This is a genomic window from Actinokineospora terrae, assembly GCF_900111175.1.
In the GTDB taxonomy this organism is placed as follows: domain Bacteria; phylum Actinomycetota; class Actinomycetes; order Mycobacteriales; family Pseudonocardiaceae; genus Actinokineospora; species Actinokineospora terrae.
On the sequence record NZ_FOGI01000004.1, the window covers coordinates 94,385 to 120,785 of the forward strand.

Consider the following 26,401-nt stretch of genomic DNA (forward strand, 5'->3'; position numbering starts at 1 on the left):
AGACTTCGGTGTCAGTCGAACGCGGGGTAGAGCGGCAGCGAACGCTCGCCGAACCGCGACCGCAGGCCGGTGACGACGGCCTCCGCGTGCTCGGCGACCGCGACCGACTTGGCCCGGCGCGCGGCGGCGGCCAGACCGGTCCAACGGGCCACCAGCACGTCGGCCTGGTGCGGCCTGGGCACCGAGCCGCCGGAGCCCAGCTGTTCGAGGTCGGGCACGGTGAGGAACTGCCAGGTGGTCAGCCACACCCAGAACACCTGGGCGTCGAGCAGCCGGGGCCCGAGCACGGCGTCGTCGTCGAGGTCGGGCCACATGACCCGCACCTCGGCCCGCCAGGCGGCCAGCATCGCGTCGGTCATCCCCGGCGGCAGCGCGTAGGCGCACCAGCAGGACGGGAACGGCACGGTCAGGTAGGCCGCGTCGAACATCATGTTCCGCACGCAGCCGCCCTCGAAGTCGAGGAACCGGACGCCGCGGTTGGTGATCAGGTTGTTGTCCGGGCAGGAGTCGGACGGGCTGAACGCGCGGTGCCGGGCGGTGTCGAGCAGACCGAGGGTGCGCCGGGCGGCGTCCCACGCGGCGGGCGCGGTGTCCACGCCGAACTCGCCTGCCAGCAGCAGCGGCAGCGCCTCGACGGCCACGGGGCCGTCGACGGTGAGCGGGTCCTTGGACTTGGGCGGGCTGAGCCTGCGCAGCAGCGCGTCGAAGTCGGCCTCGCGGCCCGCGGTGGAGGCGTGCAGCCGCCCCAGGGACCTGGCCCAGGACAGCAGGGCGCCCTCGGCGGCGCGGGCGTCGTCGCCGTGCAGTTTCTCGGCCAGCGTCGGCGCGCGCCCGAGGTCCTCCATGACCAGCAGGCTGGTGCCGCTGTCGTGGGCGAACAGCTCGGGGCACATGCGGTCCTCGGCGGCCAGCGCGGTGAACAGCTGGTAGCTGACGGCCTCGCGCACCCAGCTGTCGCGGGTGGCGCCACCGGCCGGGCGGACGTAGCGCTTGACCGCGAGCGTGCGCGGCAGGGAGAAGGGGCTGGCGGCGACCTTGACCCGCAGCACGATGGACCGTTCACTGCCGCCGAGGTCCTCGGGTTCGGCGAGGTGGATGCGCGCGCCGAAGCGCTTGCTGAGCACGGACTCGGCGGCCACCACGGTGGCCAGCACCTCCGCGCTCGCGAGTTGCTCGGATTCGCCTGGGCCGTCCGGTTCGCCGGTGCCCGGCGGATCGGCGGCGATCTCCACACTCATCTCCTCTGACCCTGCTCCCGATCGTAGGGGGCCGACGGCGGCCCGGTCAGCACTCTCGCCGAGAAGACCGTAGTGGTCGGGCAGGCCTCCCGACGAGCGACCTGCCAAGAAATCACAGCACCTCGACGCATTCCGGTGGGTCACCCACCGCGCGGTTCCCAGCGGTTGGGAGGTTCAGCCGCGGGCGAGCGGCCTCGTCCTGGACGCGGCCCGCCCGCGGGTCAGCAGCACGACCGCCGCGGCGACCACGATGCCCACCAGGTTGACCGCCAGCTGACCGGCCGAGGCCAACACCTTCTCCCACTGTCCCAGCACGGCCGCGACCCCGATGTACCCGGCCGCGGGGACCGTCGTGACCGAGATGAACACCCCGACCAGGGCGGCCGACTTCGCGGAGGTCATCGACAGCATCCCGGCGGCGCCTGCCAGGACCGCGACCACCAGCGACCAGGGGCCCACCTGGTAGACGAAGTCGACCTGGTGGTCGCCGCTGATCGCGCGGGCGTCGAGCAGCCCCACCCGGTTGCCGACCCAGGTCAGCGCCGCCGCGGCGGCGATGGCCAGCGGGAAGCCGACGCCCAGCGCGGTGGCGGCCCGGCGGACCAGGTCGCCGCGGCGGCGGACCAGGCCGACCGCCAGCGCGGCCAGCGGGCCGAACTCCGGGCCGACGACCATGGCGCCGACGATGGTCACCGCGGAATCGGTGATCACCCCGGCCGCGGCGAGCAGGCAGGAGATGGTCAGGAACGCCAGGAAGGTCGCGTTGAGCCGCGACTCCTCGCCGGTGCGGGCGACCAGCTCCTCCCACACCACCGCGTCCGCCGCCTGCCCCGGGGCGTCGCGCTCGGCGCGGTCGGCGGCGTCGGACAGCGAGGTGTCGACCTGTTCGAGGGTGATGCCGCCGTCGCGGTCGATGCCGAGCTCGCACAGCGCGGCCAGGACCTCGTCGGCCGCCTCGCGGGCGACGTCCGCCTCGATGACGTCGCCCTCGGGGTCGACTGCCGCGCCGCGCACCAGCACCAGGTGCGTGGCGCCGGGGTGCTCACGCAGCACCCCGAGCGCCCGCTCGGTGCTGTCGCGCGGGCTGAGGACCCTCAGGTGCAGCAAGTCAGGCCTGGGCCTGGCCGCCCGACTCGACGGGCACGGCAGGCACGGCGGGCTTGGTCGGCTTGAAGTCGATCCCGGCCTCCTTGCGCTGCTCGGCGGTGATCGGCGCGGGCGCCGCGGTCAGCGGGTCGAAGCCGCCGCCGGTCTTCGGGAAGGCGATGACCTCGCGGATGGAGTCCAGCCCGGCCAGCAGCATGACCAGCCGGTCCCAGCCCAGCGCGATGCCGCCGTGCGGGGGCGCGCCGAAGGCGAAGGCGTCGAGCAGGAAGCCGAACTTCTCCTGCGCCTCGGCCTTGTCCAGGCCCATCACGCCGAACACGCGCTCCTGGACCTCCTTGTTGTGGATACGGATCGAGCCGCCGCCGATCTCGTTGCCGTTGAGCACGAGGTCGTAGGCGTAGGCCAGGGCGTTGCCCGGGTCCTGCTCGAACCGGTCGACCCACTCCGGGGTCGGGGAGGTGAAGGCGTGGTGCAGCGCGGTCCAGCGGCCACCGCCCACCGCGACGTCACCGGCGGACTGGGCGGCGGCGGCCTCCTCGAACATCGGGAAGTCCACCACCCAGACGAAGGCCCAGGCGGACTCGTCGATCAGCCCGCAGCGCTTGCCGATCTCCAGGCGGGCCGCGCCGAGCAGCGCGCGGGCGTCGTTCGGGTTGCCCGCGGCGAAGAACACGCAGTCGCCCGGCTCGGCACCCGCGGCCTTGGCCAGGCCCTCGCGCTCGGCCTCGGACAGGTTCTTGGCGACCGGGCCGCCGAGGGTGCCGTCCTCGCCGACGAGCACGTAGGCCAGGCCCTTGTGGCCGCGCTGCTTGGCGAACTCCTGCCAGGCGTCGAGCTGCTTGCGCGGCTGCGAGGCGCCACCGGGCATGACCACGGCACCGACGTAGGGCGCCTGGAACACCCGGAACGGGGTCTCGGCGAAGTAGCCGGTCAGCTCGGTCAGCTCGACGGCGAAGCGGATGTCGGGCTTGTCGGAGCCGTAGCGCGACATCGCCTCGGCGTAGGACAGCCGCGGCAGCGGCCCGGTGATCTCGTGGTCGGCCAGCTCGCGCCAGATGGCGCCGATGATCCGCTCGCCGAGCGCGATCACGTCCTCCTGGTCGACGAAGCTCATCTCGATGTCGAGCTGGGTGAACTCGGGCTGCCGGTCGGCCCGGAAGTCCTCGTCGCGGTAGCAGCGGGCGATCTGGTAGTACCGCTCCAGGCCGCCGACCATGAGCAGCTGCTTGAACAGCTGCGGCGACTGCGGCAGCGCGTACCAGGAGCCGGGCTTGAGCCGGGCGGGCACCACGAAGTCGCGGGCGCCCTCGGGGGTCGACCTGGTCAGGGTCGGGGTCTCGACCTCGACGAACCGCTCGGCGTGCAGCACGTCGCGGGTGACCCGGCTGACCTCGCTGCGCAGCCTCAGCGCCTTCGCGGGGGCGCTGCGGCGCAGGTCGAGGTAGCGGTAGCGCAGCCGGACCTCGTCGCCGACGGTCAGGTGGTCGTCGAGCGGGAAGGGCAGCGGCGCGGACTCGCTGAGCACCTCCAGCTCGGTGGCCAGCACCTCGATCGCGCCGGTCGGCAGCTCGGGGTTCTCGTTGCCCGCCGGGCGGGCGGCGACCTCGCCGACGACCCGCACGCAGAACTCGGCGCGCAGGCGGTGCGCGCGCTCGGCCATCTCCCCCTCGCGGAAGACGACCTGCGACACGCCCGAGGCGTCGCGCAGATCGATGAAGATGACGCCGCCGTGGTCGCGCCTGCGCGCCACCCACCCGGCGAGGGTGACGGTCTGCCCGGTGCTCTCGGTCCGGAGGGCGCCTGCCTCGTGCGTGCGGATCACGGTGTGCCTCTTCTTGTCCAGATCATGGGATGTTCGCGGCGACCAGCGGAGTGGTACCGGCTAGTCGGTCAGGCTAACCAACCCCTCGGGGGGCCTGTCGAGCAGGTTTATGCTGACTGGCCACGGTGCCGGGACGCGCGGCGGCGACTGGGAATGGGAACGGTCCCGGTGACCCCTATGGACGGTTCTCATGGACCGTTCGGCGGTATAAGACCGGCGCCATTCAGGCTATCCGGTGACCCCCAGGAGTGATCCGGTTACCCATGAATTAACACTGACGCTACCCAGCGGGCCCCCCAAGACGTAATGTGACCGTCAGGGCGTAAGGGGTAACCCAGGGAGTGAACATGGGTAGCGGTATCACCCGCGAGCCAGTTCGTGAGCTTCACCAGAACGGGAGTGTCCGCCATGCGTTGACGGCCGAGCAGCCCGAGTCGCTGGCGGCCGACGCGTTCCCCACGGCGTTGCGGTCGGCGATCCAGGCCAGTGGTCTGAGCCTCGACCGGATCCAGTACCGGCTGCGCGCACGCGGGGTGTCGATCAGCGTCACGGCGCTGAGCTACTGGCAGTCCGGGCGCCGCAGGCCCGAGCGGGCGGAGTCGTTGGCCGCGCTCGGGCATCTGGAGGACGTCCTCGGGGTGCCCACCGGCTCGCTGATCGCGCTGCTCGGCCCACCGCGGCCGCGCGGCCGGGTCAACCGCGAGTCCTCCCGGCTGACCGTCGAGGCACTGTGGGGCAACAGCGAACCGGTGTCGCACCTGCTCAAGCGCATCGACTACACGACAGACAGCGCGCTGACCAAGATCAGCCAGCACGACAAGATGGAGATCGCCGTCGACCGCGGCGAGAAGGCCCTCAACATCCGCCAGGTATTCCGCGCCGAGCGGGACGGGGCCGATCGCACGCTGCTGGTCTACGACCTGGAGGTGCCGGGCAGACCGTTCCCCGAGATCGTCGCGGGCGACACCTGCCGCATCGGCCGGGTCGCGCAGGACCCCACCGCGGGCCTGGTGGCCGCGGAGATCCTGCTCGACCAGCCGCTCAACCGCGGCGAGACGACGATCGTCGACTACGTGCTGCGCCACCCCGGTCCGCCCTACTCGCGCGGCGACGACAGCTACTGCCGCAAGTTCCCGGGGCCGGTGCGCGAGTTCGTGCTCGAGCTGAGGTTCGACCCCAGGGCGCTACCGGCGTACCTGGAGCAGTACACCGTCGACATGGACGACCAGGTGACCAACCGGCGCAAGCTGGACGTGACCCTGGACGGCAAGGCGCACGCGGTCGCCCTGGACTTCGGTCCCGGGATCCTCTGCGTGCGCTGGGAGTGGCCGGACTAGTTTCCGCTGGTCCGGGTGTTCCCGAGGAACGAGTACCGCGGGGACCGGCTCTAGGGCCGGTCCCACCCGGTGATGGTCAGGGTGAAGATGGCCTCGCCGACGCGCCCGTGCGCTCCCGCCGCCGACACGACGACGGGGTAGGCGCCGGGGGCGGCGGACGGGCTGGTGAAGATCCACAGGGTGCAGGCACCACCACCGACGGGCAACCGCGCCGGGCTGAACGTGGCCCGGGTCCCCGGTGGCACGCCGCCGACGCTGAGCTCCACGGGCTCGTCCGTGGAGACGGTGACGCGCGTCTGGGTCAGGAAACCCGGCTGCGTCGTCGACTCCTCGGGCACCAACCGCACCCGGATGCCACTGTGCGTCGTGGCGTCGTCGACGGTCAGTGAGAGGTAGGCGCGCGCGGTCATGCCGTTGGGCGCCGTGGCGTGCACGGTGACCGGGTAGACGCCGGGGCTCGCCTTCTCCGAGATCGCGATGCTGAGCTCGGTGGTCTCGCCCGCCTCGACGACCTTCGGCTCGAACGTCGCCAGCGCCCCGCAGGGCAGACCGGTGACCGACATGGTCAGCGTGTGCCGCTCCCCGCCCGCCCGCGTCACGACGGCGGCGACAGCCCCACCTGGCCTGCCCACCCGCACCGACAGCGGCTCGACGGACACGGTGAAGTCACCCGGGTGCGTGCTCGGGCTGAGGAACGGGTCGATCGCGTAGGCCACGGTGAGGGTCTCCTCCGGTTTGTGGACCCTCACCATCACCGTCCGGACATACGCGGAACAATCCGTAGTCGTCGCAGTACGGGTACTGATTGTTCTGCTAAGAGAGCGCGGTACGTAGGTCCGCGACGGGGCCGATGACGGTCACCGCGGGCGGCCGGATCCCGGCTTCGAGCAGGTCATCGGCCACACGGTCCAATGTGGAACGCAGGACGCGTTGAGACCGGGTAGTGCCCTCTTGGATTACCGCGACCGGCGTCGTCTTGTCCCGCCCGCCGCTGATCAGGACCTCGGCGATCGCCGCCAGCTTGTCCACACCCATCATCACGACGATGGTGCCGCCGAGCCGGGCCAGCGCGGACCAGTCGGTGAGCGTGTTGGGGTCAGTAGGGCCGATGTGCCCTGAAACGACTACGACCTCGTGCGCGACACCCCTGTGCGTCACCGGGATGTCGGCGACAGCGGGAACGGAGAACGCGGAGGTCACGCCCGGCACGACGGTGACCGGCACGCCTGCTTTAGCGCACGCGATCAACTCCTCGAACCCACGGCCGAACAGGTACGGGTCGCCGCCCTTGAGCCGCACCACGAACTTGCCTGCCTTGGCGTGCTCCACAAGGGCGTCGTTGATGGCGTCCTGGCTCGCGGCCCGCCCGTACGGGATCTTGGCGGCGTCGATGACGGTGACGGAGGGGGCTAGTTCGTCGAGCAGGTCGCGCGGGCCGAGCCTGTCAGCGATCACGACGTCCGCGCGCGCGAGCAGACGGCGGCCGCGCACGGTGATCAGCTCGGGGTCTCCCGGACCGCCGCCGACCAGAGCCACGCCGGCGGGTTCCCGTTCCTGGTCCGCGATCCGGCCTTCCCTGAGCGCGTCAAGCAAACCGTCGCGGATGGCAGCGGACCTCTGGTGCTCACCGCCCGCGAGTACGCCAACGAGCAGACCATCGTGGTCACCCGTGGCGGGCGTGACAGCACTACCGGCACTCCCGGCATCCGCGCGAACGCAGAAAACCCTTGTCCGCTCAGCCTCTTCCGCTACCGCCGCGTTGACAGCCGTCTCCGAGGTGCAGCACAAGACATACCAAGCATCCGCGAGATCACCAGCCCGGTAGACCCGCCGGTGCCACGCGATCTCACCCGCGTCCGCCATGGCCTCCACCGACGGCGTGGCCTCCGGCGACACCACCTCGATCACCGCACCGGACCGCACCAACCGCGGCAACCGCCGCTGCGCCACCGTCCCACCCCCGACGACGACCACACGGCGCCCAGCCAGGTCCAACCCGGCGAGATAGTGCTGCTCGACTGCCATGCCGGACAGCATGCCCGGTCCCCGGCCCCGGACCCGCAACCGCCGCCCGACAGTGTGACGGAGCGAACGAGCGGTGAACACCGGTGAGTGTCATCGAGCGGCGCGGGCGGAGGACACCGCCCGGGATGGCGGCCGTCCGGTGGTCAGCCTGCCTTCAGCCAGAGGCCCTCGATGCCCTCGGTCCTGGCGCGGTAGTCGATGTAGAGGAGGCACTCGAAGATGATGACGACGACGCCGGTGAGGGAGCCTGCGAGGATGATGGCGAGGGTCCCGCCGAGGGAGCTGGAGTTGCTGACTCGGTCGAAGAGGGTGGTGATCACCAGGCCGAAGATGCCCAGGACCACGTTCAGCAGGGTCGTGATGCCCGCCACCCGCCACCAGCCGCCCGCGCGCACCAGGTGGCGGGAGCGGTCCAGGGCGGCGGCCGGGCCGAGGCCCTCGACGACGACGAGGGAGCGGGCGAAGGTGAACGCGATGGACAGGTAGATGATGCCCACCAGCAGGGGCAGGGCGATGAGGATGCCCGCGCCGCCCGCGGCGACCATGGCCAGGACGGCGATGGAGCCGAGGCCGCCGAGGATCACGACCATGATCAGCGTGGTGGCGAGGAGCCTGCCCAGGTGGGGGACGCTCTCGCGCAGCGCCTGCCGGACGCCGGTGGCGTGGCCGAACACCGCGCGCGGGATGACGATGTTGACCGCGGCGGCGAGGACGAGGCCGAGCACGGCGGTGGCGGCCAGGCCGATGGCCAGGTCGCCCAGGATGCGGCCGGCGACGTCCCAGTCGATGGCGGTGCCGGTGACGACCGCCGCAGTGGGGATGTCGCCGATGAACAGGGTGCTCAGCAGCAGTCGCAGCAGTTCGGCGCCGAGCGCGACGGCGAGCGAGACACCCAGCAGCGCCCCAGCGTTGCGGCGCAGCGCGCTCACGGTGCCGCCGACGAAGTCCGGCAGGCTCAGCGGCCGCAGCGGGACGATGCCGAGCTGGATGGCGCCGGTGTGGTCGGTGCGCGACCGCGACGGGTGCACCGGTGGCGGTGTCGGCTCCGGACCGCTCGGCTGCTCGGGCTGGTCGGGTCGGTCGGTCATTCGCAGGTCCCCAGGTCGTGGTCGGCGCGGACGAGGGCGCCGACCAGCAAGGCTACAGGTAGCCCGCGACGAACTTGAGCGCCTCGGGGATGGCCCGGCGGAAGTAGGCGTCGTCGTGGCCGCCGGGGTCGTAGGCGGTCTTGACCGCCTTCACCTTCTGGGCGAGTTGCCTGGTCAGCTCCAGGCGCTCGGTGTCCTCGGTGCCGCACCACAGGCCGATCGGGGTCTTGCCCAGCTCCATCGTGTGCCGCAGCGGCTCCAGCCGCTCCCACTGGGCCTGGTCGTTGAACATCTTGGCGCGCTGCGCGGAGTCCCAGGTGCTGTAGAGGGTGGGGCTGATCGCGGCGACGGCCTGGAAGCCGGGCGAGCGGCCCTGGTTGAGCGCGGCCGAGCCGCCCTCGCCGAAGCCCACCACGGAGAACGGGGTGGTCGCCAGGTCGTGGTAGTCGAGCCAGCCGGGCAGGTCCTCGTTGAGCATCCGGTGCGGGTCGTCGTCCTTGTTGCCGATCCAGTTGCCGCCCTCGACGGCCACCACCGCGAACGGCGGCGCCCCGTCGCGCACGATCTGGGTCAGCACCTGCGGCACGCCGTAGTCGAGGAACACCTTCGCCGCGCCCCAGCCGCCGTGCAGCGCGATGCACACCGGGATCGGCTCCGGCGGGATGCCCTCCGGGCGGATGATGACGATGTCGACCTCGCGGTAGCGGCCCGCGGACAGGTTCCTGCCGGTGACCACCGGCGCGATCTCGCTGGTCGGCGTCTTGCTGCCGATCACGGGGTTCGGTGGCGCAGACGGCGACGCCTGCTGCTGGCACCCGGCGACCAGCCCGGCACCCAGCCCGACCCCGGCCATCAGCACCGAGCGCCGCGACAGTCGAACAGTTCGCGCAGTGTTCACAAGTTCTCCGCTCCTCACGGACCCCTGGGCCGAATCCTATTGGTCTACTGCCGTCGCGTGGGCGCTCCGTAGTGAAACGGTTGCCGGGAGAGCGCTCCCAGTCCGCCTGTGATCCTTCACAAGGGGCGCAACGCTTGTGCGGATAGACCTAACTGGCAACTGGTAGCTCTACCGTCCCCCGACAATCGTCCCCGGCCAATCGGGTTACGCGATCTCTAGCGCTACCACCACTTCACCAGCGGCATGGCCCAGATCGGGCGCATTCAGCCCAACGCCAATAAGGCCGTTTGCCACCACCCGCGCCTCTTACGCCATCCATCGGTGAACGATTCCGGTGCCACTCGGGCTACGGCTTCAAGTTGATCTCGTGTTCGGCCGCGGACGTGGACCAGTTCGCGATCCGGGGCTCCCGGTCGCACGGTTCGTGTCCACGTTGGTACTGACCGTGATCAGCGAGTGGCCCAGATCAGCGCGGTGGCGCTCGCGGGGGTGAGGGTGGTGCCGTCCGCGGTGGGGGTCAGGGCGGCGGTGGTGAGGTGGCAGCCGTCGACCTCGTAGCAGGCGCCGACGAGGATCTGGCGGGTCTCGGTGAGGCGGTCGACCTCGCGGACCAGGACGACGACCCGGTCCGCGCCCGCGGCGGCGCACGCGCGGACGAGGTCGGGGCGGGCGGAGGCCAGGAAGATCGAGTCCGGCCGCGGCAGGTCGGTCAGCGCCTCGCCGTCGGCCAGCCGGACATCGACCTCGTGGGCGGCGGCGTTGGCGACGATCCGCACGCACAGCCCCGGGTCGCGCTCGACGGCGATGACGGCGGCGCCGAGCCGGGCGGCCTCGATGCCGACAGCACCGGAGCCCGCGCCGACATCCCACAGCAGCGCCCCCGGCCGCGGGGCCAGCCTGGCCAGCGCCAGCGCGCTGATCTCCGGGGCGACGCCGAGGCCCTCGCGGGTGGCGAAAGCGCTTGCGGGCAGCGCCCAGCCGCCGGGCGGGGGCACCGGCTCGCCGCCCGCGATCCACCGGGCCGCGCCAACGGCGTCGATGGAGGTCAGGCACAGCACCAGGTTGGGCTCCCGCCAGCGCGCCCGTTCCGCCTCGGTGACGTCCACAATGGACAGCTTCTCGGCCTGGCCGCCGACGTCCTCCAGCACCGCGATCGCGCGCCGCCAGCCGCGCAGTTCCCTGGCCAGTTCGGCCGGACCGGCGCCGGGAGCGGTCAGCACCGCGACGGCCTTGCGGGCGCGGCAGACGTTGACCGCGTGCCGGAAGTCGCGGCCGTGCGCGCTGACCACGGTGATGTCGTCCCACGGGCGCCGCAGCATCGCCGCGAGGCGCTGGACGTCGGTGATCCCGGGACGCACCACGACCTGGACGCCGCGCTCGCGCAGCACCCGCAGGTCGCCGAAGAAGCCGGGATCACCGGCGACGAGCAGGACCGCGGCGTCGGCGGCGGCGAGGGAGTCCAGCGCGGCACCGGTGAGCGGACCGGCGGTCTCGATCACGCGCGCCGACCCGGTGTAGCCCGCGAGCAGCGCTCTCGGCCCGACGACCAGGTCCGCCGCGTCGAGCGCGCCACCGGGCACGGCCTGACCAGCCGCGGCCAGGCCACCTAGAACGGTCACCGTCATGGCGGTATTCGACCACGCCCGTGAACGGGACTCACTTCTTCGTGGTGCGCCTCGCGCCGGTCCGCGTCGGGCGCGCGGGCTGCTTCTTGGTCGCCGTGGCCCGCTTGACCACCGGTTTCGGCTCCGCGGCGACCGGCACCTCGGGCACCGACTCGATCGTCGGGGCGTCCGGCGCCCGCTCGGCGGGAGCCGGCTCCGACCGGGCCACCACGGGCTCGACCGACACGAACTCGGCGGACCCGGGCTCAGCCGACTCCGGTTCGACAGCGCCCGCCGGGGCAGGATCCTCGACGGTGGGATCGCAGGCTGTGGGATCGCCGACGGCGGGAGCGGGCTCCGGGAACGAGCGGCGCGACCAGGTGCCGTTCGACCGCCACGACCGCGAGGTCCACCGCTTGCCCGTCTCGGTCTCGCGCGGCGCGTACCCCGCCCTCGGCTTGGCCTGGCGCAGCGCGTCGCCCACCAGGAACACCGCGTTGCGCCACAGGTTGGCGCCCTTCACGTCGGCGACGAGTTCACCGATGGTCGTGCGCAGCAGCGTCTCGTCCACCCAGCTGATCTTGTGCGCGACCACCACCGGTACCTCTGAGTCCAACCCGGCGCCGAGGAGAGCCTCGACCAGTTCGGCGGCCCGCGCGGCCGGGGCGTGCACTACGAGCGTGCGGCTGTCCGCGGCGAGTTCGCGTACCCGCTCGAAGTCGGCCTCGGTGACCACCACGGTGTCGGCGCCCGCGGTCTCGACGAGCGCGTTACCGGTGGCGGCCGCGGCGGCGGACACCGGCGACACCCCGGGCACGACCTCGGTGTCGAGCCCGAGCCGCGCGCACAGCTCGCGTTGTTCGCGCAGGTCGGCGCAGTGCGCCGGGTCGCCCGCGACGAGCCGGACGGCGCGGTGGTGCCTGCTGGCGAGCCTGCGGTACAGCTCGGCGAGCTCGTCGGCGGCGAGCCGGGCGTGGTCGACGAGGTCCGCGTCGGGTTTGGTGTGCTCGCGCAGCCACAGCGGGTCGACCGCGCTCGGGGTGTAGAGCACCAGGTCCGCCTCGGCGATCCTGGCCGCCCCGCGCAGGGTGATGAGGTCGGCCGCCCCCGGTCCAGCTCCCACGAAACTCACGGCGCCACGCATGGCCCGACCGTATCGTCCGGCCTGCCCCGCCCCCTGGGCACCCCGAGCGGTGGCCGGTGTCAGACTCGCTGCGTGAACGACGCACCCAGCCCCGCCGAGCAGGTCTTCGACTGGCTCGACGCGCACGCCGACGACCGCCGCCGGGCCGGGTTGGCCAGGCAGCTGCGGCCGCGCGGGCACGACTCGGACCTGCTCGACCTCGCGGGCAACGACTACCTGGGGCTGGCCCGCGACAAGCGGGTGACCGGCTCGGCCGCGGCGGCGACGCTGCGCTGGGGCGCGGGGGCGACCGGGTCGCGGCTGGTCACCGGGACCACGGAGCTGCACAGCGAGCTGGAGTTCGACCTGGCCCGGTTCTGCGGGACGCAGGCGGCGCTGGTGTTCTCGTCGGGGTTCGCGGCGAACCTCGGAGTGGTGACCGCGCTGTCGGGGAAGAACTGCTCGATCGTCACGGATTCCGCCATCCACGCCTCTTTGATCGATGGATGTCGACTGTCCCGCGCGGAGGTAGCGGTGGTCGGGCACGCCGACCCAGCCGCCGCAGGGCGCGCGCTCTCGACGCGACGGACCGAACGCGCCGTCTATGTCACCGATTCCGTGTTCAGCGTTGACGGTGACTTGGCTCCATTGGACGAACTCGCGCAGGTATGCCGGGAGAACAACGCGGCGCTGATCGTCGATGACGCGCATGGCCTTGGCGTGCTTGGTGAAGGCGGCCGGGGCGCGGTCGCGGCTGCCGGACTGGCAGGCGCACCGGACGTGGTGACGACGGTGACGCTGTCGAAAGCCCTTGGCGCACAAGGAGGCGCGGTCTTGGGCCCGCGCCGGGTCATCAAGCACTTGGTCGACAACGCGCGCAGCTTCATCTTCGACACCGGCCTCGCCCCGAGCAGCGTCGCGGCCGCGCTCGCAGCGCTCAACATCCTCAAGGAAGAACCAGACCGCCCAGCGCGGGTGCTGGAGGTAGCGCTGACTCTCGCTGAGCGCCTTAAGGCAGCAGGGCTGGCAGTGAGCGACCCGACCGCAGCAGTGGTGTCGGTCCGCGCGCCCTCCCCCGACGCGGCCCTCACGTGGTCGAACGACTGCCGCGCGGCCGGGGTGTGGGTCGGCTGCTTCCGCCCGCCGTCCGTCCCGGACTCGATCTCACGCCTGCGGCTCACCGCGCGGGCGGACCTGACCGAGAGCGACATCGACCGGGCGGTCGACGTCATCACCCGCTGCGCCCCCCGGTAATCGACTGGCCGAGCGGCCGCCCCGGCCCGGATCATGCGGGGCATGGACCAGGAACCCGAGTACCAGGAAGCCGAGTACATCGCGGTCAACAAGGCGAAGTGGGACGAACGCGCGCCCGCCCACGCCGCGTCCGCCGACTACGGCTTCGAGCGGTTCCGCGCCGACCCGACCCACCTCAGCGACGTGGTCCGGTTCGACCGGCCGCGGCTGGGTGACCTGACCGGCGTGCGCGGCGTGCACCTGCAGTGCCACATCGGCACCGACACGCTGTCGCTGGCCAGGCTCGGCGCGCGGATGAGCGGCCTGGACTTCTCCGCCGAGTCGCTGCGCCAGGCCCGCGCGCTGGCCGGGGACACCGTCGACTTCCACGAGTCCGACGTGTACCGCGCCCTCGACGTGCTCGACCCGGGCGGCTACGACCTCGTCTACACCGGCGTCGGGGCGCTGTGCTGGCTGCCCTCGGTCAGCCGGTGGGCCGGTGTCGTGGCCGGGCTGCTGCGCCCGGGTGGGCGGCTGTTCCTGCGGGAGTCGCACCCGCTGCTGTGGGCGCTCGACGAGAAGGCCGACCGGCCGGTGTTGCGGTACCCGTACTTCGAGCACGTCGAGCCGCTGGTGTTCGAGGAGTACGACACCTACGTCGCGACCGACGTGGCGTTCACCCAGGGGTACACGCACACCTGGAACCACGGGCTCGGCGAGATCGTGACCGCGCTGCTGGAGCGGGGTCTGCGGCTGACACTGCTGGAGGAGCACGACAGCGTCCCGTGGAACGCGCTGCCCGGCCAGATGACCGAGTCGGCCGATGGCGAGTGGCGGCTGACGTCGGAGCCCGAGCGGCTCGCGGCGAGCTACACGCTCGTCGCGGTCAAGGACTGACCGGGGCGGCGCATGCGGATGTGCAGGATGCCGTCTTCGTCGAAGGGCTCGCCTTCCGGCACATAGCCGAACTTCGCATAGAGGGCCTGGGCGGGAAGTTGGGCATCTAGGACGCTCTCGTCCGGACCGACGATGTCGAGCGCGGCGGCCATGAGCTTGCTGCCCAGGCCGGTGCCTCTAGCGGTGGCGGCGGTGCACACGCGACCTACGCGGCGCACGGTGCCCGGAGCACCGAGCACGCGGAGGTAGGCCAACGGCTCGGTGTCCGGCTGCCACCAGACGTGCACGGTGTCGGGCAAGAGGTCGCGGCCGTCCAACTCGGGGTACGGACACGTCTGTTCCACCACGAACACGAGAAGCCGCAGCGTGAGCACGGCGTAGAGGTCAGCCGCGGTCATCTCGGGCCCGGGGGCGGCGTGAAGCGTCACGCCACCGTGGATATCACAGGTGGTCGCCGATCAGATCGGCGTACGCGGCGACGCGGGTGTAGACGCCGGGCTTGCCCGCCTCGGCGCAGCCCTGGCCCCACGAGGAGATGCCGACGAGCCTGCCGTCCACGATCAGGGGGCCGCCGGAGTCGCCCTGGCAGGTGTCGATACCGCCCTCGGGCAGGCCCGCGCAGACCATGGAGTCGTCGAGGAAGTTGTCGTAGTCGACCGCGCACTCGGTGTCGGACACCAGGCGGACCTGGGCGCCGAGCAGGTAGCGGGACGCGGCCCCCGTCTCGGCCACGCGACCCCAGCCGAGGATCCCGGCCGGGGCATCGGGGGTGTAGATCGCCCGGTCGGTGGCCACCGGCAGCGGCCGGTACGGCACCCGCTCGGCGAGGGTGAGGACAGCCACGTCGTCACCCAGGGTCACGTCGCGGTAGTCGGGGTGCACCCAGATGTCCTTGACGCCGACGGTCACCCCGTCCGTGCTGCTCTTGTCCTCGCGGCCCGCGACGACGAGGACCCGGTCGCGGGGGTAGGCCTTGGCGCAGTGGGCGGCGGTGACGACCTTGTCGCGGTCGACGAGGGTGCCGCCGCAGAACTGGAACCCGTTCGAGGTGGCCAGGTACACGACGTACGGGTGGTCGGCGATCGGCACGCGCTGCCCGCCGACGATCTGCTCGGAGGCGTCGGCGCGGAACAACTGGCCGAGCAACGCGACCAGGATCGCCACGGCGGCCAGGGCGCCGAGGATGCGGCGGGCGTAGAGCCCCATGGGTGTGTCTCCTGTCGGGGGGATCCAGCGGGGGTTCGGGCAGGTCGACACGGTAGGTCAAATCGGAGCCGAACGGTTACTCTGCGCTGTCGCTCGAACGGGTGGAACTTTCCGGGTACGGCATGCTGGGCAGGTGCGCCGCCTCCTGCCCGCCCTGTGCCTGCTGCTCGCCGCCGGGTGCGTGACGCCCGAACAGCAACGCGCCGCCTCCAGCAGCGCGGCGGCCCCGACCAGCGAGTCCGTGGCGACCACCGCGCCATCCACCGCCATCCCGCCGACCACGAGCGCGACCACGACGGTCCCGGTGACCGCGGCCCCGCCGGTGACAACGCAGGCGCCCACCGAGACGTGGGTGGTCGGGGCGGAGCCGCTGCCGCTGGGGGCGGACGGGTTCGGGAAGGTGCTGCCGACGCCCGCGGTCCTGGTGAACCGGTCACTGCCGACTCGCGACGTGCTGCCGCCGCCCGCGGACGGCAGGTACGCGGCGACGGTGTCGGAGGTGCCCACGGCGGTGTTGCGGCGCAGCACCTGGCAGTCGGGGTGCCCGGTGACCGCGGGTCAGCTGCGGTACCTGACGATGTCGTTCTGGGGGTTCGACGGGAAAGCGCACACCGGCGAGATGATCGTCAACGCGCGGGTGGCGCAAGACGTGACCAAGGTGTTCGGGACGCTGTTCGCGAACCGGTTCCCCTTGGAGGAGATGCGGGTGACAGCGCTACCCGAGCTGGATCTCCCCCCGACCGGCGATGGCAACAACACCGGCGCGTTCGTCTGCCGCGCGGTCCGCACGGGCACGACGTGGTCGGCGCACGCCTACGGCCTCGCGATCGACATCAACCCGTTCTGCAACCCTTACACCAAGGGGAAGCTGGTGCTGCCGGAGCTGGCTTCCTCCTATGTGGACAGGGCGCGGAAGCGACCGGGGATGCTCTACTCCGGTGACCCCGTCGTGCGCGCGTTCACCGCGATCGGCTGGACCTGGGGCGGCACGTGGACGTCCCCGGTGGACCGCCAGCACTTCAGCGCGACCGGCGGCTGACGTGCTGCGGTCGGTGGCGCTGTTCCTGCTCGCGGCCATCGCCGAGATCGGCGGCGCGTGGCTGGTGTGGCAGGGCGTCCGCGAGGACCGCGGCTGGCTGTGGGTGCTCGGCGGGGTGCTCGCCCTCGGCGCGTACGGATTTGTCGCGACAGTGCAACCCGACGCCCACTTCGGCCGGGTCCTCGCCGCCTACGGCGGGGTGTTCGTGGCGGGCTCGCTGGCCTGGGCCGTGGTCGTGGACGGTTTCCGCCCCGACCGCTGGGACCTGCTCGGCGCCGCCCTGTGCCTGGCGGGGGTCGCGGCGATCATGTACGCCCCCCGTGGGTGATCACCACCAGGTGAGAGCTGTAACGCTGCGCACAGGCGACGCGACCCTGGAATGGACCGTGCGGAGCGGGAACCACCCTTGTCGGCCAGATGCCCCAACGGTGTTCACCCCCGCGCCGCGGTCTCGGCCGAACACGGCGATGGTGACGCAGAGCAACCTGAGCGCGCAGGAGGACCGGTGGTGACCAGCACGAACACAGCCCCCAAGACCGGCAGGCGATGGCTCTTCCTCGCCGTCTGGCTGCTGTGGTTCGCAGTCGGATTCCCCTACCCGGCCCCGACCTGGCAGCAGATGGGCGTGGCGGCCCTGGTCGCCACCGGGGCGGCCACCCTGATGGTGCTGGCCGCCACCGCCATCGGCTGGTGGCAGCACCGCCCGCGGCGGTCCAGGACGTAGGAAGGCGTCGACCCGCCGGATCGTCGGCGGGTCCACGCGCCGCTCCCCCGGTCGACCCGGCCGTGCGCCGGGGCGGCGGAAGTGCCCGCCGCCCCTCGGAAGAGCTAGTTGGGGGTGGGGTTCTCGGAGCGGGGGGTGGTGAACTTGGTGAACACCTTGCCCGCGGTGTCGGTGATGGTGGAGCCGACGGTGTTGAGCAGGCTGACCAGGGGGTCGGCCGAGGTGGTGAACGACTCCTTGTAGGACTTCGCCGCCGAGCGGAGGTCCTCGCCGAGGTTGGTGGTGGGGGTGTCGTCGTCGCGGCGCTGGTACTGGCCGGTGAGGATGTCGCGGTACTCGTCCGAGGCGGCCCAGCGCTGCAACTGCGCGGCGCGGACCACGGCGAACGGGTGGGTCATGCCCTCGACGTTGCGCAGCTTGTGGATGCTGTCGCGGACGTCGTCGACCTCCTCGTACTCCTTGGCCTGCTGGAGGAACGAGGGGATGTCGATCTGGGTCAGGTCGGTCGCGCCCGCGAGGTAGAGGTGGGTGCGCAGCGCCGCGGCCGGGTCCTGGCCCGCGAGCAGGCCCGCGCGGTCGGCGGTGAGCTCCGCCTTGCGGTACCACTCGTTGAGGGCGGCGAGGATCGCGCGCAGCGCCAGGGCACCCGGCGGGAGCAGCGCCATCGTCTGCTGCACGCTGCGCAGCCGCAGCAGGATGGTGCGCAGCACGGCGTGGCCGGAGAGGATGTGGCCCATCTCGTGGCCGATGACGAACCGCAGGCTCTCGGTGTCGATGGCCTCGACCAGGCCGGTGGTGATCACCACGAACGGCTCGTCGATGCCGACCGCCATCGCGTTGGCCCTGGGGTCGCGCTGGATGAACAGGTTCGGCACCGTGTCCAGGTCCAGCACCTCGGCGGTCTCCCGGCGCAGCTGGTCGACCTTCGGGTACTGCTTCTCGCCCACCCGGATCGCCGAGGCCAGCGCCAGCAGCCGCTCACCGCGCTCGCTGAACAGGCCCGCGACGGACTTCAGCACCTCGGACAGGCCGGGCACGGCGCGCAGGCCCGCCATGGCGCCGCGGTCGGCCGGGTGCTCGTAGGCGCGCGGGCTGATCCGCGGGAACCGAACCCTGCTGGTCGAGCGCGAGACGTCGGAATTGTCGGTCACTGGTCTTCCTCCCCGTGTGTCTCCTTCCACAGTAGGCCCGTCCCCGGTCCGTTTGGCGTAGTTGCGCTGAGGCGACCGGTGCCGGGCCGGACTAGATTCGACGCCGGAAGATCACCCACTGGCTGCGAGGTATGCCGATGAGCCTGGACCGCCCGGTCGCACCCGACCCCTACGAGCTGCTGCCCCAGGTCGGCTCGTTCACCGTGACCTCCACCGACGTGCGCGACGGCGAGCCGCTGGCCACCCGGCACGTGCACGGCTCGGCGGGCGGGGAGAACGCCTCACCCCAGCTGACCTGGAGCGGCGCGCCCGAGGGCACCAAGAGCTACGTGGTCACCTGCTTCGACCCGGACGCGCCGATCCCCGGCGGGTTCTGGCACTGGGCCGCGGTGAACATCCCGGCCGACACCACGGGTCTGCCCGAGGGCGCGGGCGCGAGCGACGACGCCCTGCCCGGCGACGCGTTCCACGTGCGCTCCGACTTCGGCACCCGCGACTACGGCGGCGCCGCCCCGCCGCAGGGCGACCAGGTGCACCGGTACTACTTCGTGGTGCACGCCGTCGACGTCGAGCGGCTCGACGTCGACGAGAACGCCAGCCCGTCGGTGGTCGGCTTCAACCTGGCGTTCCACACCCTGGCCAGGGCGATCATCACCCCGACCTACGCGCACTGATCCCGGCTGGCTCCCGGGTGGCCGTGGTCACCCGGGACACGCGCGGGAATGCGGGACCGGGGCGATGCGGTTGGATGGGGTCGTGGCGCACTACGACCTGGTGATCATCGGGACCGGCTCCGGGAACTCCCTGCTCGACCCGCGCTTCGCGGGCTGGCGGGTGGCGATGGTCGAACGCGGCGTGTTCGGCGGGACCTGCCTGAACGTCGGCTGCATCCCGACCAAGATGTTCGTGCACGCCGCCGACCTGGCCGCGGTGCCGGGGCACTCGGCGCGGCTCGGGGTGGACACCACGCTCGACGGGGTGCGGTGGGCCGACATCCGGGACCGGGTCTTCGGCCGGATCGACCCCATCGCCGCGGGTGGCCAGGCCTACCGGGTCGAGCACCCGGACAACGCCAACGTCACCGTCTACGCGGGCAACGCCCGGTTCACCGGCGAGCGGCGCCTGGAGATCACGCCCAACGACGGCTCCCCCGCCGAGACCATCACCGCCGACCGGGTCGTGCTCGCGGCGGGCGGGCGCGCGACCGTCCCGGACATCGACGGCATCCACGACGTGCCGCTGCACACCAGCGACACGATCATGCGGATCCCCGAGCTGCCCCGGCGGCTGGTGATCCTCGGCGGCGGGTTCATCGCGGCCGAGTTCGCGCACGTGTTCTCGTCCTTCGGCGTCGAGGTGACCGTGGTCGCCCGCTCCGGTGCCCTGCTGCGCGCCGAGGACCGCGACGTGAGCCTGCGGTTCACCGAGCTCGCCCAGCAGCGCTGGGACGTGCGGCTCGACCGCAAGGCGGTGCGCGCGCAGAACCACGACGGCGGCGTCCGCCTGCACCTGGAGGGCCCGCACGGCGCGGAGACCGTCGACGCCGACCTGCTGCTGGTCGCCACCGGCCGCACCCCCAACGCCGACCAGCTCGACGTGGCCGCGGGCGGCATCACCACCGCGCCGAGCGGGCACGTGGTCGTCGACGAGTACCAGCGCACCTCGGCCGAGGGCGTGTGGGCACTCGGCGACATCAGCTCCCCGTACGAGCTCAAGCACGTCGCCAACCACGAGGCCAGGATCGTGCAGCACAACCTGCTGCACCCCGACCAGCCGAAGGCCGCCGACCACCGCTTCGTCCCGCACGCGGTGTTCACCTCCCCGCAGATCGCCGCGGTGGGCATCACCGAGCAGGAAGCGGAGAGCCGCGGCATCCCCTGGATCGCCGCCACCCAGACCTTCGGCGGCATCGCCTACGGCTGGGCCATGGAAGACGAGACCGGCTTCGCCAAGGTCATCGCCGACCCCGACACCGCCCAGATCCTCGGCGCGCACATCATCGGCCCCCAGGCCCCGACCCTGATCCAGCCGATCATCCAGGCCATGAGCTTCGACCTCGACGCCAGGACCATGGCCACCGGCCAGTACTGGATCCACCCCGGCATGCCCGAGGTCGTGGAGAACGCCCTGCTCAACCTCCCCTTCCCGCAGTAGACGAACCTCTGCCCAACACCGCCCGCGGCCTAGATCGTGCGGGGGTCTAGACCGTGCGGGGGTCTAGACCGTGCGGGGGCGGCCTGCCGCGTAGCCGACCCGCACGCACCGCTGCCCGAGACACGACGCGGACAGCCCACCGCATGGCCGACGACCTGGACAGCCCGGACGCCATGATCAACGCGGCGCCGGGAGACACGCGGCGCCCGAGACCGATTGGCGCCCACGAGACCACTGGGCACTCACGGCCAGACGCACCCTTGGCTTCCAGCGCGCCCGCGCAGGCCTGGGCCAGGCCGTCCGCCGTCCGCCGGTCTTCGGTGCCACCACCACGGCACCAGCACCCGCGATATCCATCGGCCATGGCCGACGTCGTAGAGCACGCCTTGATCTAGTGGCCCGATCTAGACCGTGCGGGGGCGGCCTGCCGCGTAGCCGACGATGGCTTGGAGGGCGGTGACGAGTAGGACGAGGACCAGGGAGGTTGTCCAGCCGCCGGTGAGGCCTCGGAGGAGGCCGAAGAGGAAGGGGCCGCAGGCGGCGATCAGGTAGCCGAGGGATTGGGCCATCGCGGACAGGGACGCGGTGTCGGCCGGGTCGTCGGTGCGCAGGGCGATGACGGTGATGACCAGGGGGAAGACGCCCATGCCGAAGCCAGCGAGAACGGTCCAGGCGAGGGGGGCGGCGCTGGGGGCCACCAGTAGGCCGACGATGCCGAGGCCGCCGATCAGGGTCAGCACCGCGATCAGCAGGGACTGGGAGCGCATCCGCACCGCCAAAGGCGGGAAGAGCAGCCCGGTCGGGACGCCGAACAGGGTGCAGATCGCCAGGTAGAGGCCCGCGGTGGTGCGGTCGACCCCGGCGTCGATGAGGACCTCCGGCAGCCAGCCCATGATCACGTACGCGACCAGGGCCTGGAGCCCGAAGAACACCGTCACCGTCCAGGCCAGCCGGTTGCCCAGCAGCGACCGCCTCGGCTGCGGCGGCTGGTCGGCGACCACCTCGGTGTGCCGGGCGCCCACCGACCACAGCAGGACGGCCGCGACCCCGAGCAGCGCCCACACGCCCAGGGCGAACCGCCAGCTCCCCGTGGCGTCGGCCAGCGACGGCGTCACCGCCGCGCCCAGCGCCCCACCACCGGCCAGCGCCCCCATGTAGATGCCCGTCACCACGCCCAACCGGTGCGGGAACGACTGCTTGATCACCACGGGCAGCAGGACGTTGCCCAGGGCGATGCCCGCGCAGGCCAGCAGCGTGCCGCCGAGCACGGCCGGGGCGCCGTCGAGCACCCGCAGGCCGAGGCCGGCGGTGAGCAGCGCCAGCGCCCAGCCGACCGCCCTGGCCAGGCCGAACCGCCTGTTCAGCCGGGGTGCGAGCACCCCGGCGGCGCCGAAGCACAGTGCCGGGAGGGCGGTCAGCGCGCTGGCCCAGGCGTGGCTCGCGCCGACGGACCCGCGCACCTGTTCCAGCACGGATGCGAGACTGGTGACAGCGGGTCGCAGGTTCGCCGCGGCGAGGGCGACCCCGAGGACGAGCAGCGAGGTACCGACCAGGGCCGTCCCTCGGCTGGACGCGAGGGCACTGTTTCCGGCCGGGTGGGCCGACCAGGCACCACGCGGCGGGGTCGGCGTGGCAATCTTGACGTCCCTGGCGTTGCGCCTGCGGTGGAGCGTCATGGGCCGAGTATCACAAACATAGGATGTTTGGCTGAAAGGATGGCGCTGTGCCGTTGGCCACTACCCGGCGTTCCGGCCTCGTCGACCAGGTGATCGAGCAGATGCGCGCGGCGATCACCAGCGCGGAGTGGAAGGTCGGCGAGCGCATCCCGACCGAGCCAGAGCTGGTCACCGCCCTCGGCGTCGGTCGCAACACCGTCCGCGAGGCGGTGCGCGCGCTCTCGCACGCGGGCCTGCTGGAGGTGCGCCAGGGTGACGGCACCTTCGTCCGCGCCACCAGCGAGTTCTCCGGCGCGGTGCGCAGGCTGGCAGGCACCGAGCTGCGCGACGTGCTCCAGGTCCGGCGGACGCTCGAGGTCGAGGGCGCGCGGCTCGCCGCGGGCAACCGGACCGAGGACGAGCTGACCGAGCTCACCGAGCTGCTCGACGCCCGCGACCACTCGATGACGGCCAAGGACTACGAGGTCGGCATCGACCAGGACGCCGCCTTCCACCTCGCGGTCGTCCGGTGCTCGCACAACCCGCTGCTCGCCGAGCTGTACCAGGGCCTCACCGAGGTCGTCCGCGCCTCGGTCGCCAGCACGGTGAGCACCAAGCCCAGCCTGGCCACCGTCGACCACCAGCGGCTGCTCTCGGCGATCCGCGACCAGGACACCGACCGCGCCGCGGCCGAGGCGGCGGGCTTCCTCGACGAGCTGATCGCCGACCTGGACACCGACTGACCGGTCCCGGGCGAACTCCCGAACCCCACGCATCTCCCCCGACTCCCCTTCCCCGACCTGCTCCGACTGCTTGCCGAGACTGCTCGCGGACGAACGGTCCCCGGTGGACCTTCCCCCGGCGAGCGCTGGACACCTGACACGGTCCAGAGTCGAGGAGCGCGAGCACGGCCGCCAGTCCCCGGGTCGGACCTGTGGATGATCGTGGACGTTGTGGACAACCGGACCGCCAGGGGCTAGGCACCCGGCGGCAGCGTGCGCAGCCCGGGCGGCGCTCCCGCATCGATGAGCCGCAGGACGGCCTCGGTGTCCAGGTGCTCGGCGACCAGGTCGCCGAGCAGGTCGAGCTGACCCTGCCTGGCCGCGGCGAAGTCGACGTCGTCGGCCGGGCGGAAACCGTCCCGACCAGCACGTTCGGCCGCCCACCGGAGGAACGCGCGGCGCGCGGCGTCGTTCTCCAGCAAGCCGTGCCAGTGCGTGCCCAGCACGGAGCCGACGACCGCCCCCTCGGCGGCACCGTCGTCCACTGCCACCAGCGCGGGGACGTCACCGCGGCGCACGACCCGGCCGTGGTGGATCTCGTACCCCATTGCGGGCTCACCGAACACAACCCCGGTCGGCCGCGCGAGGGTCTTCTCCGGCGCGAACTCCACGTCGACGTCCACCAGCCCCAGTCCGTCGACCACGCCGGCCCCGGACTCGACCCGGTCCTCGATCCGCCGCGCCAGCATCTGGAAGCCACCACACACACCGAGCACGGGCAGCCCACGTTCGGCGTGCGCCACTACGGCGTCCGCCAACCCCGTGCGCCGCAACCAGGCCAGGTCGTCCACCGTCGACTTCGACCCCGGTAGCACCACCACGTCCGCGTCCGCCAAGCGCGACGGCTCGGTCACGAACCGCACCGAGACCCCCGGCTCGCAGGCCAGCGCCTCCACATCGGTCGCGTTCGAGATGCGCGGCAACCGCACTACGGCGACGCGCAGCCACTGCGACCCCAACGGCGGCGCGGGCCGTCCCACGACGCCATCCGCCGCGTAGGACAGCGAGTCCTCCGCGTCCAGCCACAGCTCCTCGCGCCACGGGAGCACGCCGAGCACGCGCCGCCCGGTCAGGTCGTGCAGCTGGGTCAACCCCGGTGCCAGGAGCGCGGGGTCACCCCGGAACTTGTTGATCACGAAACCGGCGATCAGGGACTGGTCGGCGGCGTCGAGCAGCGCGAGCGTGCCGAACAGGTGCGCGAAGACGCCACCTCGGTCGATGTCCCCCACAACGAGCACAGGCAGACCTGCCGCACGCGCTAGGCCCATGTTGGCGATGTCGTTGGCGCGCAGGTTGATCTCGGTAGGAGAACCCGCGCCCTCACACACGACGACTTCGTAGTCCGCGCGAAGCCCTTCCAACGTCGTCAGGACTGTCTGCATGAGTTCGGCTTTGCGGTCCCGATAGGACATCGCCGACGCGAAACCGGCGGGCTTACCGAGCACAACGACCTGAGAGGTGCGGTCGGATCCGGGCTTGAGCAGCACCGGGTTGAACCTGACGCTCGGCTCCAGGCCGCACGCGGCCGCTTGCACTGCCTGCGCCCGACCGATCTCACCGCCGTCGAACGTGACCATGGAGTTGTTGGACATGTTCTGCGCCTTGAACGGCGCGACCCGCGCACCGCGCCTGGCCAGCCACCGGCACAGGCCCGCGACCAGGACGCTCTTGCCCGCGTCCGAGGTGGTACCAGCCACCAGCAGCGCTCCCACCATCCGCGCGTCCCCTCCCCACAACCTCCGACCGGCTGCCATCATCTTCGGTTATGCCCGTCGTCGCGGTCACCGCAGTCCTGGTGCACAGCCCGTACCTGGGGCCTGCCAGCCTCCGCCCGCTCGCCGACGGCCTCGCCGCCCTCGGCCACCCGACCGTCCTGCTCGACCTGCAGCCCAGCGTCGCCGCCGCCCCGGTGCACCAGCGGTTGATCGGCGCGTTCGCCGACGCATTGTCCGACGAGGCCCTCAGCGGGCCCGTGGCGCTCGTCGGGCACGGCGCGGCCGGTCCCCTGCTGCCCGCGTTCGCCGAGGCGCTGGAGGACGACGTGCGGTGCCTGCTCTACCTCGACGCCGACCTGCCCACGCCCGGCCGCGGTTGGCGCGACGAGCGCCCCGAGGACTACGCGGCCCTGCGCGGGCGCAGCCGCGACGGACTGCTGCCGCGCTGGCCCCAGTGGTCCGACCGCGACCTGCTGGCCCAGATCGCCGACGAGGCGCTGCGCACCGAGATCACCGACGAGGCGCCCGAGGTGCCGCTGGTGTTCCTCAAGGAAGCCCGGCCCACCGTGGAGTGGACCGGACCCACCGCGTACGTCCAGCTCTCGACCGACCACCAGGGTGACGCCGACGCCGCGCGGGCACTCGGCTGGCCGGTGACGCAGGCCGATCTGCACCACCTGGCCGTCGCGACCGACCCCGAGCCGGTCGCGCGGCTGGTGCTGGAGGCGCTGCTCGGTCCTACGGGAGCGTGAGGATCTCCGAGCCGGTGTCGGTGACGACGAGCGTGTGCTCGAACTGCGCGGTCCACGACTTGTCCTTGGTCGTGGCTGTCCAGTCGTCGGCCCACATGTCGTAGTCGATACCGCCGAGGGTGATCATCGGCTCGATGGTGAAGGTCATCCCCGGCTCGATCACGGTGCGGTCGGAGAGGTCCTCGTAGTGCAGCACCACGAGTCCACTGTGGAACGACCGGGCGATGCCGTGCCCGGTGAAGGCGCGCACCACGCCGTAGTCGAACCGCTTGGCGTACTTCTCGATGACCCGGCCGATCACGTTGAACTCCCGGCCGGGCCGCACCGCGGCGATGGCGCGCATGGTGGCCTCGTGGGTGCGCTCGACCAGCAGCCTGGCCTCTTCGCTGACCTCGCCTGCCAGGAACGTCGCGTTCGTGTCGCCGTGCACGCCGCCGAGGTAGGCCGTCACATCGATGTTGACGATGTCGCCGTCCTCGATCACCGTCGAGTCGGGGATGCCGTGGCAGATGACCTCGTTGAGCGACACGCAGCACGACTTCGGGAAGCCGCGGTAGCCCAGGGTCGAGGGGTAGGCGCGGTGGTCGAGCAGGAACTCGTGCACCACGGCGTCGACGTCGTCGGTGGTGGCGCCCGGCTTGACGGCCTTGCCGCCCTCCTGCAGCGCCTGGGCGGCGACCCTGCCCGCCACCCGCATCGCCTCGATGATTTCCGGCGGCTGCACCCACGGGTCGGTGTTGCGCGCGGGCGCGGGTCGGTCGACGTACTCGGGCCGGACGATGGTGGACGGCACGACCCGGCGGGGCGTCTGCACGCCGGGCGTCAACGGGGCACGAACGGACATGCCCTCC

The 26,401-nt window shown here is 72.1% G+C and carries 25 protein-coding genes; 10 read left to right on the forward strand and 15 right to left on the reverse strand.

From position 1 onward, the window contains the following. Positions 1 to 11: 11 nt before the first annotated feature. From BMY07_RS08950 to aspS, 3 genes are all read right to left on the reverse strand, one after another. Entirely contained in the window at positions 12 to 1,238 is a 1,227-nt protein-coding gene (locus tag BMY07_RS08950; RefSeq protein WP_342741530.1) for a hypothetical protein, read from the reverse strand. A 174-nt stretch (positions 1,239 to 1,412) separates the two neighbouring features. Continuing rightward, on the reverse strand, positions 1,413 to 2,345 hold the full coding sequence (locus BMY07_RS08955) for a DUF389 domain-containing protein (RefSeq protein ID WP_092776420.1): 933 nt from the start codon (positions 2,343 to 2,345) through the stop codon (positions 1,413 to 1,415). Position 2,346: 1 nt separating this feature from the next. Further along, positions 2,347 to 4,167, reverse strand: a complete 1,821-nt coding sequence (gene aspS / locus BMY07_RS08960; protein ID WP_092776423.1) for an aspartate--tRNA ligase — start codon at positions 4,165 to 4,167, stop codon at positions 2,347 to 2,349. 347 nt (positions 4,168 to 4,514) lie between these two features. Between aspS and BMY07_RS08965 the strand changes: the two genes are divergently transcribed. Beyond that, entirely contained in the window at positions 4,515 to 5,504 is a 990-nt protein-coding gene (locus BMY07_RS08965; RefSeq protein WP_245782288.1) for a helix-turn-helix domain-containing protein, read from the forward strand. Between the two features lie 50 nt (positions 5,505 to 5,554). On the opposite strand, the gene BMY07_RS08970 is transcribed toward BMY07_RS08965, so the two are convergent. The 6 genes from BMY07_RS08970 to BMY07_RS08995 form a co-directional block, all read right to left on the reverse strand. Beyond that, the gene (locus BMY07_RS08970) at positions 5,555 to 6,259 is read right to left on the reverse strand and encodes a hypothetical protein (RefSeq protein ID WP_143073411.1); all 705 of its coding nucleotides are present in this window, start codon (positions 6,257 to 6,259) and stop codon (positions 5,555 to 5,557) included. Positions 6,260 to 6,317: 58 nt separating this feature from the next. Next, the gene (cobA, locus tag BMY07_RS08975; protein ID WP_177215503.1) at positions 6,318 to 7,529 is read right to left on the reverse strand and encodes a uroporphyrinogen-III C-methyltransferase; all 1,212 of its coding nucleotides are present in this window, start codon (positions 7,527 to 7,529) and stop codon (positions 6,318 to 6,320) included. Between the two features lie 143 nt (positions 7,530 to 7,672). After that, positions 7,673 to 8,617, reverse strand: coding sequence for a hypothetical protein (locus BMY07_RS08980; protein ID WP_092776434.1), 945 nt, complete (start codon positions 8,615 to 8,617; stop codon positions 7,673 to 7,675). 52 nt (positions 8,618 to 8,669) lie between these two features. Then, a complete protein-coding gene (locus tag BMY07_RS08985; RefSeq protein ID WP_143073412.1) occupies positions 8,670 to 9,515 on the reverse strand; it encodes an alpha/beta hydrolase-fold protein in 846 nt (281 codons plus the stop codon). A gap of 449 nt (positions 9,516 to 9,964) precedes the next feature. Continuing rightward, a complete protein-coding gene (cbiE, locus tag BMY07_RS08990; protein ID WP_092776440.1) occupies positions 9,965 to 11,140 on the reverse strand; it encodes a precorrin-6y C5,15-methyltransferase (decarboxylating) subunit CbiE in 1,176 nt (391 codons plus the stop codon). A gap of 31 nt (positions 11,141 to 11,171) precedes the next feature. Beyond that, positions 11,172 to 12,263 carry a cobalt-precorrin-4/precorrin-4 C(11)-methyltransferase gene (locus BMY07_RS08995; RefSeq protein WP_092776443.1) on the reverse strand — a complete coding sequence of 364 codons (1,092 nt, stop codon included), beginning with the start codon at positions 12,261 to 12,263 and terminating at the stop codon, positions 11,172 to 11,174. 72 nt (positions 12,264 to 12,335) lie between these two features. Between BMY07_RS08995 and BMY07_RS09000 the strand changes: the two genes are divergently transcribed. Both BMY07_RS09000 and BMY07_RS09005 read left to right on the forward strand, forming a co-directional pair. Beyond that, entirely contained in the window at positions 12,336 to 13,496 is a 1,161-nt protein-coding gene (locus tag BMY07_RS09000) for an 8-amino-7-oxononanoate synthase (protein ID WP_092776446.1), read from the forward strand. A gap of 42 nt (positions 13,497 to 13,538) precedes the next feature. After that, positions 13,539 to 14,372 carry a class I SAM-dependent methyltransferase gene (locus BMY07_RS09005; RefSeq protein WP_092776449.1) on the forward strand — a complete coding sequence of 278 codons (834 nt, stop codon included), beginning with the start codon at positions 13,539 to 13,541 and terminating at the stop codon, positions 14,370 to 14,372. Here the strand turns inward: BMY07_RS09005 and BMY07_RS09010 are convergent. Together BMY07_RS09010 and BMY07_RS09015 are read right to left on the reverse strand one after the other, a co-directional pair. Next, positions 14,345 to 14,770, reverse strand: coding sequence for a GNAT family N-acetyltransferase (locus BMY07_RS09010; protein ID WP_092777272.1), 426 nt, complete (start codon positions 14,768 to 14,770; stop codon positions 14,345 to 14,347). The two genes, BMY07_RS09005 and BMY07_RS09010, sit on opposite strands and share 28 nt — an antisense overlap. 43 nt (positions 14,771 to 14,813) lie before the next feature. After that, positions 14,814 to 15,578: a S1 family peptidase gene (locus BMY07_RS09015; protein ID WP_092776452.1), complete on the reverse strand. Its 765-nt coding sequence runs from the start codon at positions 15,576 to 15,578 to the stop codon at positions 14,814 to 14,816. 133 nt (positions 15,579 to 15,711) lie between these two features. Between BMY07_RS09015 and BMY07_RS09020 the strand changes: the two genes are divergently transcribed. The 3 genes from BMY07_RS09020 to BMY07_RS09030 all read left to right on the forward strand — a co-directional run bounded on the left by BMY07_RS09020 (position 15,712) and on the right by BMY07_RS09030 (position 17,341). Further along, a complete protein-coding gene (locus tag BMY07_RS09020) occupies positions 15,712 to 16,617 on the forward strand; it encodes a M15 family metallopeptidase (protein WP_245782289.1) in 906 nt (301 codons plus the stop codon). A 1-nt stretch (position 16,618) separates the two neighbouring features. Then, entirely contained in the window at positions 16,619 to 16,945 is a 327-nt protein-coding gene (locus BMY07_RS09025) for a YnfA family protein (RefSeq protein WP_092776458.1), read from the forward strand. 180 nt (positions 16,946 to 17,125) lie between these two features. Beyond that, a complete protein-coding gene (locus BMY07_RS09030; protein ID WP_143073413.1) occupies positions 17,126 to 17,341 on the forward strand; it encodes a hypothetical protein in 216 nt (71 codons plus the stop codon). A gap of 104 nt (positions 17,342 to 17,445) precedes the next feature. Here the strand turns inward: BMY07_RS09030 and BMY07_RS09035 are convergent, their stop codons facing one another. After that, positions 17,446 to 18,492 (reverse strand): M48 family metallopeptidase, encoded by a 1,047-nt coding sequence (locus tag BMY07_RS09035; RefSeq protein WP_092776464.1) that lies wholly within the window; start codon positions 18,490 to 18,492, stop codon positions 17,446 to 17,448. Between the two features lie 137 nt (positions 18,493 to 18,629). Between BMY07_RS09035 and BMY07_RS09040 the strand changes: the two genes are divergently transcribed. Next, positions 18,630 to 19,166, forward strand: coding sequence for a YbhB/YbcL family Raf kinase inhibitor-like protein (locus BMY07_RS09040; protein ID WP_092776467.1), 537 nt, complete (start codon positions 18,630 to 18,632; stop codon positions 19,164 to 19,166). Between the two features lie 82 nt (positions 19,167 to 19,248). Then, positions 19,249 to 20,646 carry a mycothione reductase gene (locus BMY07_RS09045; protein WP_092777274.1) on the forward strand — a complete coding sequence of 466 codons (1,398 nt, stop codon included), beginning with the start codon at positions 19,249 to 19,251 and terminating at the stop codon, positions 20,644 to 20,646. Between the two features lie 404 nt (positions 20,647 to 21,050). On the opposite strand, the gene BMY07_RS09050 is transcribed toward BMY07_RS09045, so the two are convergent. Continuing rightward, positions 21,051 to 22,322: a CynX/NimT family MFS transporter gene (locus tag BMY07_RS09050; protein WP_092776469.1), complete on the reverse strand. Its 1,272-nt coding sequence runs from the start codon at positions 22,320 to 22,322 to the stop codon at positions 21,051 to 21,053. A gap of 47 nt (positions 22,323 to 22,369) precedes the next feature. Between BMY07_RS09050 and BMY07_RS09055 the strand changes: the two genes are divergently transcribed. Next, the gene (locus BMY07_RS09055; protein ID WP_177215504.1) at positions 22,370 to 23,044 is read left to right on the forward strand and encodes a FadR/GntR family transcriptional regulator; all 675 of its coding nucleotides are present in this window, start codon (positions 22,370 to 22,372) and stop codon (positions 23,042 to 23,044) included. A 233-nt stretch (positions 23,045 to 23,277) separates the two neighbouring features. Here BMY07_RS09055 and BMY07_RS09060 read toward each other — a convergent pair whose 3' ends face one another. Beyond that, positions 23,278 to 24,795: a cobyric acid synthase gene (locus BMY07_RS09060; RefSeq protein ID WP_092777278.1), complete on the reverse strand. Its 1,518-nt coding sequence runs from the start codon at positions 24,793 to 24,795 to the stop codon at positions 23,278 to 23,280. Positions 24,796 to 24,848: 53 nt separating this feature from the next. Between BMY07_RS09060 and BMY07_RS09065 the strand changes: the two genes are divergently transcribed. After that, positions 24,849 to 25,550: a hypothetical protein gene (locus BMY07_RS09065; RefSeq protein WP_092776472.1), complete on the forward strand. Its 702-nt coding sequence runs from the start codon at positions 24,849 to 24,851 to the stop codon at positions 25,548 to 25,550. Here BMY07_RS09065 and map read toward each other — a convergent pair. After that, a complete protein-coding gene (gene map / locus BMY07_RS09070) occupies positions 25,537 to 26,394 on the reverse strand; it encodes a type I methionyl aminopeptidase (RefSeq protein WP_092776475.1) in 858 nt (285 codons plus the stop codon). The genes BMY07_RS09065 and map overlap by 14 nt on opposite strands. Positions 26,395 to 26,401 lie beyond the last annotated feature (7 nt).

Coding starts and splice junctions, on each gene's coding strand:
- BMY07_RS09050 (WP_092776469.1), bottom strand. CDS start 22,322: ATGACGCTCCACCGCAGGCGCAACGCCAGGGACGTCAAGATTGCCACG.
- BMY07_RS08980 (WP_092776434.1), bottom strand. CDS start 8,617: ATGACCGACCGACCCGACCAGCCCGAGCAGCCGAGCGGTCCGGAGCCG.
- BMY07_RS09065 (WP_092776472.1), top strand. CDS start 24,849: ATGCCCGTCGTCGCGGTCACCGCAGTCCTGGTGCACAGCCCGTACCTG.
- cobA (WP_177215503.1), bottom strand. CDS start 7,529: ATGGCAGTCGAGCAGCACTATCTCGCCGGGTTGGACCTGGCTGGGCGC.
- BMY07_RS09040 (WP_092776467.1), top strand. CDS start 18,630: ATGAGCCTGGACCGCCCGGTCGCACCCGACCCCTACGAGCTGCTGCCC.
- BMY07_RS09010 (WP_092777272.1), bottom strand. CDS start 14,770: ATGACCGCGGCTGACCTCTACGCCGTGCTCACGCTGCGGCTTCTCGTG.
- BMY07_RS08950 (WP_342741530.1), bottom strand. CDS start 1,238: ATGAGTGTGGAGATCGCCGCCGATCCGCCGGGCACCGGCGAACCGGAC.
- BMY07_RS08995 (WP_092776443.1), bottom strand. CDS start 12,263: ATGCGTGGCGCCGTGAGTTTCGTGGGAGCTGGACCGGGGGCGGCCGAC.
- BMY07_RS08965 (WP_245782288.1), top strand. CDS start 4,515: ATGGGTAGCGGTATCACCCGCGAGCCAGTTCGTGAGCTTCACCAGAAC.
- cbiE (WP_092776440.1), bottom strand. CDS start 11,140: ATGACGGTGACCGTTCTAGGTGGCCTGGCCGCGGCTGGTCAGGCCGTG.
- BMY07_RS09005 (WP_092776449.1), top strand. CDS start 13,539: ATGGACCAGGAACCCGAGTACCAGGAAGCCGAGTACATCGCGGTCAAC.
- map (WP_092776475.1), bottom strand. CDS start 26,394: ATGTCCGTTCGTGCCCCGTTGACGCCCGGCGTGCAGACGCCCCGCCGG.
- BMY07_RS09015 (WP_092776452.1), bottom strand. CDS start 15,578: ATGGGGCTCTACGCCCGCCGCATCCTCGGCGCCCTGGCCGCCGTGGCG.